The organism is Arenibacter catalasegens (genome assembly GCF_002909235.1).
Classification (GTDB): Bacteria; Bacteroidota; Bacteroidia; order Flavobacteriales; family Flavobacteriaceae; genus Arenibacter; species Arenibacter catalasegens.
The window spans coordinates 1-18,582 of the sequence record NZ_PHQQ01000028.1 but is presented as its reverse complement, the minus strand read 5'-3'; the positions used below and the strand labels follow the sequence as shown (position 1 = coordinate 18,582).

The 18,582-nt window shown below is 39.8% G+C and carries 12 protein-coding genes; 3 read left to right on the top strand and 9 right to left on the bottom strand.

From position 1 onward, the window contains the following. Positions 1-3 precede the first annotated feature (3 nt). Both CWD90_RS18785 and CWD90_RS18780 read right to left on the bottom strand, forming a co-directional pair. Positions 4-3,123, bottom strand: coding sequence for a TAT-variant-translocated molybdopterin oxidoreductase (locus CWD90_RS18785; RefSeq protein WP_103477614.1), 3,120 nt, complete (start codon positions 3,121-3,123; stop codon positions 4-6). 35 nt (positions 3,124-3,158) lie between these two features. Then, entirely contained in the window at positions 3,159-4,487 is a 1,329-nt protein-coding gene (locus CWD90_RS18780) for a c-type cytochrome (RefSeq protein WP_103477613.1), read from the bottom strand. 229 nt (positions 4,488-4,716) lie between these two features. On the opposite strand from CWD90_RS18780, the gene CWD90_RS18775 reads away from it, so the two are divergent. Beyond that, a complete protein-coding gene (locus CWD90_RS18775) occupies positions 4,717-5,088 on the top strand; it encodes an SPOR domain-containing protein (RefSeq protein WP_103477612.1) in 372 nt (123 codons plus the stop codon). 42 nt (positions 5,089-5,130) lie between these two features. Here CWD90_RS18775 and infB read toward each other — a convergent pair whose 3' ends face one another. Genes infB through rimP form a run of 3 tightly spaced genes read right to left on the bottom strand, consistent with a single transcriptional unit; the run spans position 5,131 to position 9,782 of the window. Continuing rightward, complete coding sequence (gene infB / locus CWD90_RS18770) at positions 5,131-8,031, bottom strand: translation initiation factor IF-2 (RefSeq protein WP_103477611.1); 2,901 nt, start codon at positions 8,029-8,031, stop codon at positions 5,131-5,133. 43 nt (positions 8,032-8,074) lie between these two features. Then, the gene (gene nusA / locus CWD90_RS18765; protein ID WP_103477610.1) at positions 8,075-9,307 is read right to left on the bottom strand and encodes a transcription termination factor NusA; all 1,233 of its coding nucleotides are present in this window, start codon (positions 9,305-9,307) and stop codon (positions 8,075-8,077) included. Between the two features lie 13 nt (positions 9,308-9,320). Continuing rightward, entirely contained in the window at positions 9,321-9,782 is a 462-nt protein-coding gene (gene rimP, locus CWD90_RS18760) for a ribosome assembly cofactor RimP (protein ID WP_103477609.1), read from the bottom strand. A gap of 587 nt (positions 9,783-10,369) precedes the next feature. Here rimP and CWD90_RS18755 point away from each other — a divergent pair. Continuing rightward, entirely contained in the window at positions 10,370-12,727 is a 2,358-nt protein-coding gene (locus tag CWD90_RS18755) for an alpha-L-fucosidase (protein ID WP_103477608.1), read from the top strand. Positions 12,728-12,834: 107 nt separating this feature from the next. On the opposite strand, the gene CWD90_RS18750 is transcribed toward CWD90_RS18755, so the two are convergent. Genes CWD90_RS18750 through CWD90_RS18740 form a run of 4 tightly spaced genes read right to left on the bottom strand, consistent with a single transcriptional unit; the run spans position 12,835 to position 16,489 of the window. Beyond that, complete coding sequence (locus CWD90_RS18750; RefSeq protein WP_205161273.1) at positions 12,835-13,998, bottom strand: sialidase family protein; 1,164 nt, start codon at positions 13,996-13,998, stop codon at positions 12,835-12,837. Positions 13,999-14,006: 8 nt separating this feature from the next. Then, positions 14,007-14,183: a hypothetical protein gene (locus CWD90_RS23315; RefSeq protein WP_205161272.1), complete on the bottom strand. Its 177-nt coding sequence runs from the start codon at positions 14,181-14,183 to the stop codon at positions 14,007-14,009. Then, positions 14,180-15,175 (bottom strand): sialidase family protein, encoded by a 996-nt coding sequence (locus tag CWD90_RS18745; RefSeq protein WP_205161271.1) that lies wholly within the window; start codon positions 15,173-15,175, stop codon positions 14,180-14,182. Before CWD90_RS18745 ends, CWD90_RS23315 begins: the two co-directional genes overlap by 4 nt. 54 nt (positions 15,176-15,229) lie before the next feature. Next, complete coding sequence (locus CWD90_RS18740) at positions 15,230-16,489, bottom strand: sialidase family protein (protein WP_157941273.1); 1,260 nt, start codon at positions 16,487-16,489, stop codon at positions 15,230-15,232. Positions 16,490-17,115: 626 nt separating this feature from the next. Between CWD90_RS18740 and CWD90_RS18735 the strand changes: the two genes are divergently transcribed. After that, a complete protein-coding gene (locus tag CWD90_RS18735) occupies positions 17,116-18,150 on the top strand; it encodes a dihydrodipicolinate synthase family protein (RefSeq protein ID WP_103477605.1) in 1,035 nt (344 codons plus the stop codon). Positions 18,151-18,582: the final 432 nt, after the last annotated feature.

Below are 18,582 nucleotides of genomic sequence, written 5' to 3'. Positions count from 1 at the left end.
TGATTAAGCTTCGTTCGTATTTCTCACTTTTACATGATAAAAAACGTTTGGTTTGGTCCCAACATGTTCCAACAAGTGATACATGCGGTTACTTTCCTTTAATTTTACAATTTCACTTTCTGCATCATTAACATCCCCAAACTTCATTGCACCATTGCCACATGCAGCGGAACAAGCTGTTTGAAACTCACCATCCTTAACCACACGACCATCTCGTTTAGCATCAAGAATTGTTTTCTGGGTCTTTTGCATACACATTGAACATTTCTCCATAACACCCCTAGACCTTACAGTAACATCAGGATTGATGACCATTTTACCCAAGTCGTTGTTCATATGATAATCAAACTCATCATTTTCATTGTACAGGAACCAATTAAACCTCCTTACTTTATAAGGACAGTTGTTAGCACAGTACCTAGTACCTACACATCTGTTATAAGCCATCTGGTTTTGACCCTGACGTCCGTGTGAAGTTGCAGCCACAGGACAAACAGTTTCACATGGCGCATGATTACAATGCTGACACATTACAGGCTGGAATGCCACTTGTGGATTGGCTGAAGGATCTTCCATCTCACCAAAACCACCCAAGGACCCCTTATCGCCGAATAAGCCATCAAATTCATCCTTTTTAGTATCATCTTCAGCAAAAGTCTCTTCTGAAGAGTAATACCTATCTATACGCAACCAGTGCATATCTCTAGATTTTCTAACTTCGGCCTTACCTACAACCGGTACATTATTTTCTGCATGACATGCTATAACACACGCCCCACAACCTGTACAGGCATTCAAATCTATAGACAAATTAAAATGGTGACCTATGGAACGATCAAAACTATCCCATAAATCCACTGAAGTGGCAGGAACTTCTTGATGATCTAAGGAAACCACAGGAACAACGTTCCAATCTTTGGCATCCTTTGTATTAAATATCTCTAAGGTAGTTTCTTTTATAATATCGCCCCTACCCATTAAAGTTTTATGCAATTGAACACATGCAAATTCATGCATTCCAGCAGATTTCTCAATGGTGACCGCCTGGGTATTGGAGAAATTACTGTACAAGGCATAAGCATTTACACCTGTTTGCATTTCACTCTTCATACCAACTGTTTTGCCATACCCAAAGGAAAGTCCCATTGAGCCCGATGCTTGTCCTGGCTGAACAATAACCGGTACACCATCAACAGCAACACCGTCTACCGTTAGTTTCACATAACTACCGTTTAGACCACCATCGGCAACATTTTCATTGACCAAACCTAATTTCTCTGCATCTGCCTTGGAAACCGTAACGTAGTTATCCCAAGAAACCCTTGTAATTGGATCCGGAAACTCTTGTAACCAAGGGTTACTTGCTTGTTGCCCGTCACCCATACCAACTTTGGAATACAATGTTAGCTCCATGCCATCGGCAGAGGCTGCCGACAAACTTCTAATAGCCGAGGCCAAAGGAACTGCAGTCGGTGCTTCCACGTCATCCCCAACAACAGGGGTAACAGTTTTCGCAACCTCTTCGTCCATCATTGGAACTGACACCAAAATACCATCGTGCAATGCCTGATTCCAGTCATTACCCGCCAATATTCCGGCACTCCAAGTTTCTTTTATATAATCGTAATAAGATTTATCACTGTCCATCCATTGCAACAAAGCGCCTTGGACTTGTCTTGTATCAAACAACTCTTTAATAGTTGGCTGCATAAGGCTATAATAGCCCTTCTTAAATTGGGCGTCACCCCAAGATTCCAAATAGTGATTTGAAGCTCCAACATATTGAACCAATTCGGTAGTCTCATTTCTATTGGTGGAGAATGCCACTGTTAAATCAACATTCTTGATTCCTTCCGCAAAATCAGTAGCATTAGGCAGGGAATATGCAGGGTTTACACCATCCATCAACAACGCACCCACCTTACCAGATTTCATCTCGGCCAACAATGCGTTCACAGCCTTAACGTTACCCTGTCTAACATATTTAGGAGCAGCAACGTCAAACGCCTTGCTTCCCAACATTTCATTAATAGCCAAAACAACTGCCTGGGCATTAACATCATCTATACCCGTTACAACAACAGCATTAGATTTATTTTTTAATACTTGGCCAGCAACAACATCCAGCGCAGCTTTTGCGCTATCAGGAAGATTACCGCCACCAGCGGTACCATTAAGCTTACTATAGAAATAAGCCAAGGCTACTTTTTGCTCTGAAGGTGTCAAAGGCACTCTTTTATCCGCATTTGCCCCGGTCAAGGACATATTGGCCTCGATCTGCACATGCTTGGACATCTTTCCATTTTTTGGAACCCTGCCCTTGGAATACCCTCCATCATAACCTCCACCTTGCCAATCTCCTAAGAAATCAGCACCAAAAGAAACAATGATTTCCGCATTCTCAAAATTATAATCAGCCAAAGCCCTTTCACCATACTTAGCCTCAAAAGCCGAAAGTGCGGCATCTTGGGATATGGCATCATAAGTAACATGATCCACGTTTCCGTAAGCCTCCTTAAATTCAGCAATCAACCTAGAGGTCGAAGGACTTGCATAGGTCTGTGTAAGTATCGCAATCTTTTTGGTTGAATTTTTTAATGATCCCAATTTAGATTTTACCGCAGCATCCAAATCACTCCACGCAACAGGCTCCCCATTAAAAGTAGGCCCCTGCAAGCGAGTACTGTCATACAACGACAAAACCGATGCCTGTACACGTGCATTTGCAGTGCCTCCAATTTTGGCATCCGTATTGTTTTCAACCTTAATTGGTCTCCCTTCACGAGTTCTTACCAAAATACTGGCAAAATCAAAACCATTGGCAATGGTAGTGGCATAAAAATTGGCCACGCCCGGAATTATATTGTCCGGCTTCACTACATAAGGAATAGACTTGATTACCGGACCCTCACACGCTGCCAATGAAGCAGCAGCTGTACTAAATCCTACGTACTTAAGAAAATCCCTTCTGTTGGTCGAAGATGCCGCCAAGTTTTCCTTATCACCCAAGAAATCATCTACAGGAATCTCTTGAACAAATTCATTTTGTCTTAGCGCCTCAACAATGGAATCGTTGGGGTTTAACTCCGCCTCGCTTTTCCAGTATTTTTTGTTTGATGACATATGATATATCTGAAATTATCTTCTAATTAGTTTGATTAATAGTGACACTTACCACATTCCAATCCACCCATTTGAGCGGCCGTAAGTTTATCAACCCCATATTTTTTGGAAAGCTCGGCATGAATCTTTTCATAGTACGCGTTACCCTCTACTTTAACATTGGTCTCACGGTGACAATTAATACACCACCCCATAGTTAAAGGAGAATATTGGTACATAATTTCCATTTCCTCAACAGGACCATGACATGTCTGACACTCGATTCCCGCAACAGAAACATGCTGCGAGTGATTGAAATACGCAAAGTCAGGAAGGTTATGAATCCTCACCCACTCTACTGGCTTGGACTCTCCAGTATATTTTTGATTTTCCTCATCCCATCCTACAGCCTTGTACAACTTCTTTATTTCACCCGTATAGAATTCATTGGTATACCCATTAGCCAAATCTTCCTGACTTGGACCTTCTGGGTTACCTTGGTATTCATATATGGATTTATGACAGTTCATACAAACATTCAATGAAGGTATACCAGAGGTTTTGGATACCCTTGCCGATGAATGACAATATTTACATTCTATTGCATTATCTCCAGCATGTATTTTATGAGAATAATGAATTGGTTGGATCGGGGCATAACCTTGATCCACACCAACCTGCATCATCCAGCCATAAGCAAAGTACGCACTGCCTAATAATAGAAATATAGCAAATACCAGAACCAAAAATTGATTTTTAGCAAAGGCCTCCCAGATTGGAGTCCTTTTCTCTGCCAACTCTTTTTCCAAAACCACGCCGTTTGCCTCTGCAATACGCCTCAAGGTTTTGTTCACCAAGACTAGCATCATCACCAACAAAGCGAAGACCAACGCCAAAGCTCCCAAGATTATTTCATTGGAAATTCCAGAAGAACCTCCACCACCTTGAGCACCATCATTAACAGCAACAACTGTTGCAGCTACTGCTGGGGGCGCATCGGTATAGGCTAAAATATCATCAATATCCTGATTGGACAAAGTAGGGAAAGGCGTCATTGCCGCCTGATTGTACTCATTGTAAATCTTCACAGCTGCAGCATCACCCGCCTTAATCATAGCAGGGCTGTTTTTTATCCATTGATAAAGCCACTCTTTATCATGTTTCTCCGTTACTGCTGCCAATGCCGGACCGGTCATCTTTTTAGTCAAAGAGTGACAAGCGGCACAATTCTGATTAAACAGCTGTTTACCCTTAGCAGCATCACCTTCACCGGATGAAGCAGCTACAGTTTCTTGGGCAAGAAGGGAATTTGAAAGCAGTAATACTACTACCAGACTGACACCTAAAACTTTAGAAATTAGATTGCGGTATGGAACCTTTTTCATATTAAAAATATTTCTATCGAAAGTTTGGCATGATATTTATATATTAAAAATAACAATTGGAATAACCATGCTCAAATTGATGGCAAAAATACACATTAGACTTTATTTGGGAAATGTTAAGGTATTGATAATTGACAATTTATACCAATTCTAAATAATAATAAAAACTTTTGATTGATTCTTAATAATTTACATTTGTATTGTCTAAATTTCATAACACAAAAACCCTATGAAAACCTTTTCTTTTTCACTCATTTTAGCCTGTTCCGCATTTTATTGCAATGCGCAACAGGGCAATATCACCATTAACCAAGACGAAAAAATTACGGACTTAATGGGAATTTATAAATCTGTAAACGAAAGTAGCAGTCATTACCGAATCCAAGTTGGGTTTGGCTCCTTTCAGGAAGCCGAAACCCTTAAGGCAAATGTAGATAAGGATTTCCCGACATGGCCCACTAAAATCGATTTTGAATCTCCCAGCTACCGGGTAAGGATCGGCAGATTCAAAACTCAACTGGAGGGAGAGCGAAAACTTATAGAAGTGAGGCAAAAATACCCGAGCGCCATGCTCTTAAAACCAGAAAAAACGACCAATTAGGTCGTTTTTTCTTTTAAAATACTCTTTATAAATTCTTCCCGGCTATTTCAATTTCTTCTTAACGGCCACTTCCTGGAATGCTTCTATGATATCCAATTCCTGTATGTCATTGTAATTTTTAACTTGCAGACCACAGTCATACCCTTTAGCAACTTCTTTAACATCATCCTTAAATCTCTTAAGGGAGGAGAACTCTCCAGTGTAAATTACCACACCATCCCTTATTAATCTAATATTAGAATTCCTAAAGATCTTACCACTAGTAACCATACAACCTGCAATGGTACCAATTTTGGATATTTTAAAGGTCTCACGAATCTCAGCGGTCCCTGTAATCTCCTCTTTCATTTCAGGAGACAACATGCCTTCCATGGCGTCCTTAAGATCATTTATAGCGTCATAAATAATAGAATACATTCTAATATCTATTTCTTCTTTTTCAGCTACCTGTCTGGCATTACCCATAGGCCTAACATTAAATCCTATAATAACCGCGTCGGAGGCAGAAGCCAACAACACATCAGATTCCGTTATTGGTCCTACGGCTTTATGGATAATGTTCACTTGTATTTCATCTGTAGACAATTTCTGGAACGAATCTGTCAAGGCTTCCACAGAACCATCCACATCCCCTTTAAGGATAATGTTCAATTCTTTAAAATCACCAAGTGCAATACGTCTTCCTATCTCGTCCAATGTAATATGACGTTGGGTCCTAACCGATTGTTCCCTCAATAATTGGGAACGTTTGGTTGCTATTTGCTTGGCCTCACGTTCATCTTCCAGTACATTAAATTTATCCCCAGCTTGTGGAGCACCATCCAACCCTAAAATTGATATTGGTCTTGATGGACCTACTTCTTTTATAATATTACCTCTTTCATCCTGCATGGCCTTAACTTTACCACTGCAAGTTCCCGCCAAAACATAATCACCTATTTTCAAGGTTCCTGCCTGAACAAGTATAGTAGAGACATATCCTCTTCCCTTATCCAAAAAGGCCTCTACAACCGTTCCTGAAGCCAACTTATTAGGATTTGCTTTAAGTTCTAGAAGTTCAGCCTCCAAAAGTACTTTTTCCAACAATTCCTTAACTCCAAGTCCTGTTTTTGCAGAAATATCATGAGATTGGATTTTACCTCCCCAATCTTCAACTAATAAGTTCATTTGCGCAAGACCGTCCTTAATTTTTTCAGGATTGGCCGTTGGCTTATCTATTTTGTTGATCGCAAAAATTATAGGTACACCAGCAGCTTGCGCATGGCTAATAGCTTCCTTCGTCTGAGGCATAATATCATCATCCGCAGCCACTACAATAATGGCGATATCCGTTACTTGTGCACCACGTGCTCGCATAGCGGTAAACGCCTCGTGACCAGGGGTATCTAAAAAGGAAATCATTTGACCATTTTCAAGGGTAACACCATAAGCACCAATATGCTGAGTAATACCACCACTCTCACCTGCAATAACATTCTCTTTTCTTATATAATCCAACAAAGAAGTTTTACCGTGATCCACATGTCCCATTACTGTTACAATTGGGGCACGAGGCTGTAAATCTTCCGGAGCATCCACTTCTTCCGAAATACTCTCCTCCAAGTCAGCGGTAACGAATTCTACTTCATAACCAAATTCATCGGCCACAATAGACAGCGTTTCAGCGTCTAATCGCTGGTTCATGGTTACCATGATACCGAGTGACATACATGCCGAAATAATTTTGGTAGTCGGGACATCCATCATGGTTGCCACCTCATTGGCAGTTACGAATTCCGTAACCTTTAATATTTTACTTTCAAGTTCTTGCTGTTCAAGATCTTTCTCCGTTTGTTGACGGTGCTGATCTCTCTTATCCCTTCTATATTTGGCTCCTTTTCCTTTTTTGGATTTCCCTTGTAGTTTTTCTAATGTTTCCCTTACTTGTTTTTGAACATCTTCCTCGGTAGGTTCTACCTTGACACTGGACACAAAACGTTGTCCGGGAGCTCTCCTAACCACTGGACCTCTTGCCTTGGCCGCTGGCGGCCTAGGTGATGAAGTATTATCACCTGCTTTAGTAACTATTCGTTTCCTTCTCTTTTTTCTATCGGCAGCATCTCCTGGCTTTGGAGCTTCTTTTTTCTTTTTAGGCTTTTCAAATCTGGTAAGATCAATTTTGTCTCCCATTATCTTGGGCCCACTAAGTTTTTGATATTTAGTAGTTATAACCTCATTCTCTCCTGTAGCATCCTCAGCAGCGGGAGCCTCTTCCTTATTACCTTCCTTAGCCTCCTTAACTTCCTTTACTGCTTCAACCCCTTCCGGCTTAACTGCCTCTACCTTTGGAGCCAATTCCTCCTTAACTTTGGGTTCCTCCTTAACTTTGGGTTCTTCCTTGACCTTAGGTTCTTCCTTGACTTTGGGTTCTTCCGTTATTTTAGGTACCTCCGCCTTTACCTCTTCAATTGATTCCTTGGAAACAACTTCCGGTATTTTTTCCTCCACTTTCTCAGGAGCCTTCACTGGTTCCTTTACCGGAACCGCCTCCTCTTTCTTAACTGGGGCAACAGGTGTAACCGGGGTCGTTTTTTTACCTGCGTCCAAATCTATCTTTCCAACAGTTTTGGGTCCCGCAAGCTCAACTCGGCCCTTGATAACATTATCTCTCTCTGCTCTCTTTTCCCTTGCAAGCTTTTTCTCCTCTTGCTCTTGTTCCAATTGCAATCGTATAGCCTCCTTTTCCTTTCGCTTTTCCTCACCCACCTCTTTGGACGCAACTTTCTTGCTCATGTCCGTCTGGAACTCATCCAACAGAACTTGATATACCTCATTAGATATTTTGGTGGTAGGTCGTGCATCTATATCATGCCCTTTGGACCCGAGATAGTCTACTGCACGGTCCAATGAAATATTAAGTTCTCTTAGGACTTTATTAAGCCTTATCGTTGCATTATCCGCCATAAAAAAAAATTCCTATTCTTGTAATTTACTGCTAATATATAGTTTAATCTTCTAATTCTTCCTTAAGAATTCGCACAACTTCCAAAATTGTTTCCTCTTCTAAATCGGTTCTTTTTACCAAATCAGCCACATCTTGTTCCAAAACGCTTCTGGCCGTATCCATACCAATTTTCTTAAATTCTTCAATGATCCAAGCTTCAATTTCATCGGAAAATTCTGTTAGTTCCACATCTTCCTCAACACCTTCACGGAAAACATCAATCTCATAACCCGTTAATTGTCCTGCCAATCTAATATTATGACCTCCCCTACCAATCGCCTTGGAAACTTCCTCTGGCCTTAGGTATACTTGAGCAGTCATTTTCTCATCGTTCAATTTTACAGAAGACACCCTTGCCGGGCTCAACGCCCTGGTAACCAACAACTGTGGATTACTGGTCCAATTTATAACATCGATATTTTCATTGCCCAATTCACGGACAATACCATGAATCCTAGACCCCTTCATACCTACACACGCGCCTACTGGATCAATACGATCATCATAGGAATCAACAGCTACCTTAGCTTTTTCCCCTGGAATCCTCACTGCTTTCTTAATCGTAATCAAACCATCAAAAACTTCAGGGATTTCCTGGAAGAAAAGTTGCTCCAAAAATAATGGAGAACTTCTTGACATAATGATAGTAGGTTTGTTACCCTTAAGCTCTACACTTTCTATTATACCACGTACGTTATCACCTTTTCTAAAGAAATCAGATGGAATCTGCTTATCCTTTGGCAAAATAATCTCATTTCCTTCGTCATCCAAAAGAATAATAGCCTTATGTCTTATATGATGAACCTCAGCTGTATATATCTCTCCTTCTAAGTCCTTAAATTGCTTGTATATTGTAGTATTATCATGCTCATGAATCTTGGATATAAGATTTTGTCTTAAGGCCAAAATAGCCCTTCTCCCAAGATCGATCAATTTCACTTCTTCGGATACATCTTCCCCAACTTCAAAATCGGGCTCTATTTTTCTTGCGGCCGTAAGTGATATTTCCTCGTTTGGATCTTCGACTTCCCCATCTTCCACTACAATTCTGTTTCTCCAAATCTCCAAATCCCCCTTATCCGGGTTTATGATGATATCGAAATTGTCATCGGAACCAAACTTCTTCTTTAACGCATTCCTAAAAACATCCTCCAAGATCGCCATTAGCGTTACTCTATCAATGAATTTATCATCTTTAAATTCTGAGAAAGATTCGATTAGCGCAATATTTTCCATTTTTGAACTACAATTAAAATTTTAATACAACTTTAGCTTCTTTAATATCAGAAATTGCGATTTGCTGCTTTTTCTGAACCGTAATTTTCCCTTTTCCTATGGGTTTGGGTTCCCTATCTTTCCATTCCAAGGTAATACTATCCTCTGATGCTTCTGTTAACTTACCCTCGAATTCCATATCCCGGGTTCTAACTTCAAGCTTTCTTCCTATATTTTTCACATACTGCCTAGGCAATGTGAGTGGTGTAGCCGCTCCGACAGAAGCCACTTCCAAGGAAAAATCTTCTTCTTCCCTGTCCATATTGTGCTCTATGGCACGACTTACATTCATACAATCCTGCAAAGTAACACCATGATCACCGTCCAAGGTTATCATAATCTTATTATCCGCGGATACGGAGAAATCCAATAAAAAAAGTGATTGATCCTCCTTTAACGCGTCTTCTAAAAGTGCAGTAACTTTTTCCTTCAACATATACCTCGGTTTTATTAAACATCCGCTTTTAACTCTGAAATCGACATGCTTCAGAATATTACTTAAAGCTGTTCATTTACCGTGCCGTTTAAACAAAGTATGGTAATAAAAGAGGGGACAAATTGTCCCCTCATGAATACTTTATATTCTTTCAGCACCGCAAATATACATATTTTTTAGATCTTACAATAATCTAAGTTATTTATTCTAAAAAGATACCTAAAATTCCAACTATTTATTCATTATCAATCCAATTAAACGATAGAAAACAAAAAACGCTTTACCCAAGGTTTCGGCTTGAACATTTACCGAGCTTCAGCTTCTTAAAATCAAATTTTAATTTTTAAAAAGGTCAATCCTTTTAGTCGATTTTACATACCACATGCATAGTATGATGAAAGAACACTATCACTATCTAAATCTAAAGATCCACTCAAATCCGATTCTTACTATTTAATTGGGTCATTTCCCTTTTTTAACCCAATTCCTGAAGATTTGTATAATTACCATCACATATTGAAGAAAATCCAGTGGTTATTCACCAAGTTTCAGCATAATTTTAGATTTCCAAACCATATAAGTATCCAATGATAAATTTTACCAAAATACTCCTCTTTTTAAATGTGTGTCTAATTAATTGCGGTATAAGCGCTCAAACACCCTTTGATAATCCGATAAAAAAACAAGGGCGGCTCGATTCTCCATTGGTAGAGACCTCTCCTTTTGTTTTTAAAAATAAATTATACCTACTTGAAAACAACCAGCACTTCTGGGACCTTCAGGGGGCTAAGCCCGGAGATTTTTTTCACGAAGATGAAGTGCGCATCAGGGACATCGAAACTGGGAAACTAATTTCGGTTCCCTTAAAAAATCATGGTTTTGGAACTGTATTGACCTGGAAGGACTCGGTTTATGTTTTTGCTGGTAATTATGGAAATGATAAGCCCTGGCGTAAGATGACAGAAATAACCATGACCAGTTCAAAAGATCTAAAAAATTGGACAAAGCCCCGAACTGTTTTTAAGGCTTCAGGGCAAGAGTTCTTTTTCAACACTGCGGTATGTAGGGGAAAGGATAAATTCATCTTACTATATGAGACCAATGACCCCCATTGGAAACCCTTTACATTCCGATATTTGGAATCGACAGACCTGATCAACTGGAAGGAAATTCCCGATGCGGTTTATGGAAAGGAAAAATACGTAGGTGGTCCCGCCCTGTACTATGAAGGGGATTGGTACTATACACTATATTTAGAATCCATTAGCGGAGGTTATGAAACCCGTATTACGCGCTCAAAAGATTTGGTTAATTGGGAAGATGCCAATGAAGACAGGCCCTTTGTTACTTTTGACGCTTCACATAAAAATATTCCTTTAATTGACCCAACGATAAGTGAAAGTAATGCATCCGACGTAGAACTCTGTTATTTTAAAGGGAAGACCATTCTTTATTTTACGGGGAGCGACCAGACCACTGCGGGAGACCTACAACGGGCTACCTATGAAGGAACTCCAAAACAATTGTTCGAACATTTTTTCAAGGGTAGCATAGAAAACATTAAAGTCCCTCCAGAGCACCAAGGCAATTGGACACCGGTACTTACAGCACCCAAGAAACAAACGATGAATGGTAAAAGTCCCATTTTTAAGGTAACAAATAAACCCTCCCCTCAACAGCTTGCCTTTCAGGAAAGACAATTGGGAGCATTTATCCACTATGGTCCAGCTGCGTATATCGAATCAGATATGATGTCCGTTCCGGCTGCCGATATTTTCAACCCTTCCGAATTGGATGCCGAGCAATGGGTGAAAACTGCCAAATCCTTTGGCGCGAAGCATATCGTTTTAACGGCAAAGCATCATAATGGCTACTGCCTATGGCCAACCGAAACAACGGATTATTCTATAAAAGGTTCTCCCTGGAAGGAAGGCAAAGGCGATGTGGTAGGCGAATTTGTAAAAGCCTGCCGTAAATATGATATTGAAATTGGATTATATGTATCTGGGGGCGATAAACATTTTGGATGCAGTAGTACACCAGACCCGCAAGGCGAAAGAAAGATGGTTGGGGACATCCATAAATACTTCCCTGTATTTATGGAACAATTAAGGGAATTACTTAGCAACTACGGCGAGATATCATACCTATGGTTCGATGGGGCCTACGACCCCTTTGGCTGGGATGTAATGGACCCAAAAACCATGAAACCGTTTGGAACGGCCTATGGCGATGCCATTCATTCCATGGTACAACATTTACAGCCTACTGCCGTGATAATGGGAGGAACCAAACCCGACGTAAGATGGTCCGGAAGCGAACAGGGCTGGGCCGCTTATCCCTTGCAAAATATTGTAAGGCCAGGGGAAGGTCTCGAGATGTGGGTAGGACCGCAAAACGCGGGTTGGATTCCTGCGGAGGCCAACCTTCACACCAGAAGTACCTGGTTTTGGACGCCGGACTCCGACAGTACCTTGAGGGATATTCCTTTCTTAAGGAAGGTGTATTTTGAATCCATAGGCCGAGGGGCCAACCTGCTCGTCAATATGACACCGGATACTACGGGCCTTATCCCTGAAGCGGAAGTAGAACGGTTATACGAATTTGGCAAATCTTTGGAAGACACATTTGCCATACCCCTGGGCAGTACCTCCTCAAAAGTTGACCGACCCAATAACCAACTTGTCATTGATTTCCCAAAAAAACAGAAAGTAAATCTGCTGGTATTGGAAGAAGATATTCGGAATGGCCAACATATCAAGTCATATAAAGTTGATGCCCACGTTAATAATCAATGGAAAACGATTGCCGAAGGCCAAAGTATAGGTAGGAAGCGCATTCAAACTTTCCCTGTTGCTAAAACCACTAAACTTCGACTCACTTTGGAAGGGGAAGATGAAAGGATGTTTATTAATAATTTTACAGTTTATTTTTCGGAAAAATAAACTGTAAAATTAAAATCAGTTATAGAAAACCAGATGGACATATGGAACTTAAGTCACCTCAATCCATTTGACGCTTAATATGCACCTTTTTAGTCCGAATTAATGAACTATTGTGCGCCACCTTGACTTATTAGCAACCTTCTGTTATAGACCTCCAAAATTGTTTTGCTTGAACCTTTAGCAATATCTTCTTCCGAGAAACTTGTAAGATAAATCTTTTGGTCACTTCTACGGATATAATCATAGGTGATATAAATAGTTCCATCACTTGATTGCTGACCATCTGGGTAGGAAACATCTTTTCTTTGGTCCAGTAATAATCCATCGGACCAGGTAAATCCATCATCTTTAGATACAAAAGCCATGAGATGAGATCGTCCAATTTTCATATCTATTGGCCCATGTTTTACTAGTAAAAGATTTCCAGAATTAAGTCTATAAATAAAGAATCTAGCCGTTGGATGTTGAATTTTAGAAGGTACTAATGGGGTCCATGAATACCCCTTGTCATTCGAAACACTTTCCCCAATCCCATATTTGGTTCGAACAAGCATCCATAATGTCCCATCCTTTCTCTCAACAATCATGTGTTCATCAGCACTACGCGCCAATTCTGGAACGTTAACGGCGCCTCGAACTTGCCAGCTTTGGCCATGATCAACTGATACGACTGCTTTTGCCCCATCGTTTATTTGCCATGTTGAGACTGGCAAAACCCATTCACCTGTAGATAATACGACTGGCTTACACATCATGATACCATCAACAATTCTTTTAGGGGTGGGCCAAGTTGGATTACTTTCTTCTGCATCATCAATCGTCAAAACCCACACACCAGTATTAATGCCATCGTAATGCTTATCCATCTCCTTATGAATTGATTGAGACCAAAAAATCCAAAGTTTACCTGCAGGATCAATCCATACTTCTGGATCAAAAGCCCTAACAGGACCCTTTTTATCAGAATCTATCACAAGTACTTCTTCCCAAGTTTGCCCATTATCTCCACTAGTAGCAACAACTACATAATTATTAGCATCTTCCCCTGGTGTTATTCCGGAATACCATGTCGCCCACAGTCGCCCTTTAGGGCTAACAGCGAGGCTAGAAATACCTGTGAATTTTCTATTCTCGGGGGCATAAAACGCTACTGATGATGGATTCTTTATTAATTTGGGAGGATCAAGGAAGGTTTTATCCCTTTGACCAAAGCACAAACAATGTACCATTGTGGCTATAAAAAATGCACATAAAAATTTTAAATTCATCATACCTCCAATTATTTATAAATCCAATTAATATTTAATCTAGTAATTTGTGTGGTTGCCAAGCCGCTCCCACTTACCCCCTTTTTTCTTTTTCCTGCGCAATACCCAAGTAATAAATGGTCACCCACAAATTCTATAGCAGTGTAGCAGTACCAACCATCTGGCTCACTTTCAATGTTTTTAATCATTTTCCACGTTTCACCTTCGTCTTTGGACACAGCAACAGTGAGGGGGTCCTTTTCCCCTTAAGAGCCTCCTTGGAACCATCATTATTGTTCCACACCAGTAACCAATCTCCATTTGAAGGTATTTTCTCAATTGAGGCCGGTGATACCGGAGAGGGAATATTACTCTTCTGAATCTGACTCCATGTTACGCCATTATCCTCAGAGAAAGAGTGCCTTTGAAATCCTCCACCGGCCCTTAAATACATCATAACCCTCCCGTCGCGCAACTCTATCAGCCCAGGTTCTTGCGTAACAATGTCCGTTGTATCCGGAACTTTAAATCCTGACTGCCAGGTACTACCATTATCATCCGAGTAATAACTAAACAGATCCCCCTTACTGCTCCACTTACCGCCGGGTGAATTATGCATAGAAACAGGCAAAATTATTCTTCCGTTTTTCAATTGGATGACCCTATCGTTATTAAGAACGAAATATCCTTGTTTATCAGTTATGATTTGAACTGGATCGCTCCAAGTTTTTGCTTCATCCACAGAAATACGCATTACAGGAGAATTGTCTTCATCCGAATTTTTCTTTGAATAAAACAACGCAATTTCTCCATTCTTCAATCGAAGTAAGGAAACGGACATAATATTCATTCCCCCTTCATTGGAAATGATCATTTCATCTTTTAAGGTCCAGGTCTTCCCTCCATCATTAGAATATCTTCCCGCTAGGGAGGCGGGTGCATTATCATGAGACGAATCTCCAGAATACCGACTATATATAAATAAAATTCGGCCATCCTTTAAAGTGATAAAATCTCCTTCACTGTTACGAGGGTTGTTTTCAGAGGGATTGAGAATTAAAGATATATTTGGACCAGGTATTTGGACCCCACCTTTTCCCTTATTTCCAGAACAAGAGAACAATGCCCCTGTTACTATTAACAAGCTTAAGAAAATCAGGGCAATCCTACCAGAGAAGAGACAGTTGTCTATATTATTCATGCAATCTATTTTATATTCTTTCCTTTAGGAATATTTTATTCTACTACGTTTATTCTACTCCGTCACGGCCTTAACATTAAAGTAAGTGCCCACGAGTTCACTTTTCCAATGATCGTTTGGGTTGGTGCGGGCATAAACTACCAGCAAAATGTCCGGGGCTACTTCCGCCACAGAAACATAATTTCCGCAATCTGGGGGATAAAGGTCATTGTAGAATGGAATAATTGGGCCCCAGGTATCGCTCTCTCCTATGTTAAACATTATCCAGTTACCTGGCCGTCCATAAGTTAATGCCGTAATCCCATTTTTCATTAGAGTAGCATCTGGCCAAACACCATGAGCAGTTATGGGATCCGGAATACTCCAATTTTCACCTCCATCAACGGATACGCACTTATAAATAGATGTTTGTTGTCCTAATCCGAAAGGCATTTTATTATCCCAATCGTTATTATTAAAACTACCCAAAGAGGCCTGGTAACTAGCACCCGACCTCATATAGCAATTAATTTTACCATCGGGAAGAACCAACAGTGATGCTTCATTAAAGCCTTCTCCCCGGCTATCCTCGGACATATCAAAGGCTACCGTTGATAAATAATGCCAAGTCTTACCGCTATCCGAGGATTTTAGTACGATGTCACGAAATTTATTCTCTATGGTGTTCTTGACTCCACTTCTGAGATACATACTCATAAGAAGGCTACCATCATCAAGCCCAACAATATTACGGCATAAAACCCCCGACCAATCCTTAAATTTTTTAGGCAGATAAACTCTAGCAGGGTCACTTACCCTAGTTAATCCATTATCCTTTGAACGAAAAAAGTTAGCCTCTAAAACACCTTCCTCATCAGTCTTTTGCAAAGAAATTTCCGGTCTTCCCGCGCTAGTCGAACCTCCCGCCTGATTATCCGATTGAAACATAACTACTTCCCCTTCTGGTCCAGGGAATTGGTAAGTAGAATTTTCAAGAATATGGGGTACCTGCTGCCAGGTCTTTCCGCCATTATTAGAACGCCGGTCAAATACCTGAATATCTCCATTGTTATATTTAAAAACACTGCCAGCAGGGCAGAAAAATTCTTGCTCTGGAACAATTACATGGGTTTCCCCTCTGATCACCTTAATACCTGGCACATAACTTACCCTGGATTTGACTTTCTCATATTCAGAATTAAAATCATAAGCCGATTTATCTATACTGCCAAGTTGTTCTTTTTGGTGTTTCTGAGCCCGTAAACTTGCCGTGGAAGAACATAATATTACGAGGCATAGAAAAAAGTTAAATCTTGATAAATTGTGTAAGTCCATAATAGTACTCTCTATATTAATTTGGTCGCTTTTTGATACAACAACATTTTGACACCCTATGTAAAATAACATTTTCGATTTAAACGATTAAGCAATTTTTATAAAAGCATCTCTTTTTTAGCTTTGAATAAAAGTGGAAATATAATATGAAACACTGCATATTCCAACTTTCATAGATTTTTTATACCATCAGAGATGGTGTATTTAATCAAGAAACCCCCCTCCGGAACCATTTATAGCAGACATTCAAAGGAAAAATTATTTTTTCAAATTAATTAGCAAAAACACTACTTAACCATCAGTTTTTTAAGAGTAAGTGGTTGGAGGATAAAAAATATTGAAAAAATTATCAAGGTATTGAATATAAAAAAATGACTCTTCCATTAGTAGGAAACCGCATAACCTCATTACAGAAGATCAATAAAGAATTGCAACAGTTCATCGCCATAATTCTGGCGTATTTAACTCCCATTAAAGAAGCCTTTTTTTAAGGCCCTAACCACAACAATACCAAAAAATGAAGCTTTAAATCTATGACAGATTTAAATTGATACCCAAAATTTAGTACTTTAACCCTCAGGATTTTGGTTCTAAATGAGCCATGAGTAAAATAAATTTAATATAGAATGAATTGGACACGTAGAAAATTTGTGAGTACTGCATTTATGACAACTTTAGGCGGTATATGGTTAAGTAGAGGCTTTGAAAAGTTACCTTTTTCTTCCTTTGACAATAAGTTGCCAGGGGGATTTTGGCCCGTAATGATGACCCCATTTAATGATGATTTATCCATTGATTATCCTGGATTAAAAAGATTAATTCGGTGGTATGAAGATTCTGGGTCCACAGGCTTATTTGCAAATTGTGGTTCTAGTGAAATGTACAATCTAAGTAACCAAGAACGTCTAGATCTCACGAGGTTTGTAGTAGAAAATACCAAACTTCCAGTAGTGTCCACCGGAACCTTTTCTAGTGACGTAACGGAAAATGCAGATTTTGTGAAGAAAATCTACGACACAGGTGTTAATGCTGTTGTTTTAATACCATCCGTAATGGTTAAAAAAGGAAAAAATGATGCTGCGCTACTGAATTCTTTTGAAGGTATTATGAATCTGACCGGGAATATCCCCTTAGGTATTTACGAATGCCCAAGTCCTTACAAACGACAAATTAGTCCTGTGATGTTAGAACAACTCCTAAAAACGGGAAGATACCTATACTTTAAAGATACTACCTGTGATGCCGATTTGGTGGACAAGAAGATAGATATTGCTTCTAGTTCTGACTTAGGCATCTACAATGCGCATTCACCCGATGTGCTACAGTCCATTCAACATGGTGGTGCGGGCATCTCCTGTATTGCAGGTAACTATTACCCAGAATTGTTTTCTTATTTGTGGCAAAATGGACGGACTAAAGAGGTGTCTGAATCTGTGAAAAAAGTAAATGATTTCGTGCTTGCGAATAAATCAGTCATTGGTAAAAAATATTCAATCGGAGCCAAATATTTTATGAACTTGCGAGGCCTTGGTTTGACTACAAACAGTAGGAATAAAACTTTGCCCTTGGATAATTCCGATAAAGCCCGTTTAGAATTGCTTTGGAAAGATCTTTCTGCCTTATGCGAAGATGTTCAGATTGATCTTGTGACCTACGGATGAAACTAAAAGGCAAAAAATCCGTTGGAAGAGATTGCCAAGGTATACGATTTTAAAAAGGGTCAAATCCATTTCCTTTATCGCAATGCAAAAACCGTTGCATATCGGGCAATTTTAATCAATGACAAAAGGCGATAAATACACCTATCCATACCTCCAAAGGGATGTTTTGCCTACAAATATGTCGCAAATAGTCTGTTTGGATGGACAATCCCATCAATTTTTATGGGAGAATCAAATGGCTATAGCGCATTTAAAAGTCGCGCTATAAAGCAATACAATTGGCTTCTCTTATTTTAGATATGGTCACAATGGATCAATCCCAAAAGTTGTGTGTGAATTGAAATAGGAGTCCGATCTTTGCAAGAAAACGATCGGCATTGGAATTATCTTTGGACCTATTAAAGCTTATACTACCAGAACTATTAATAACGC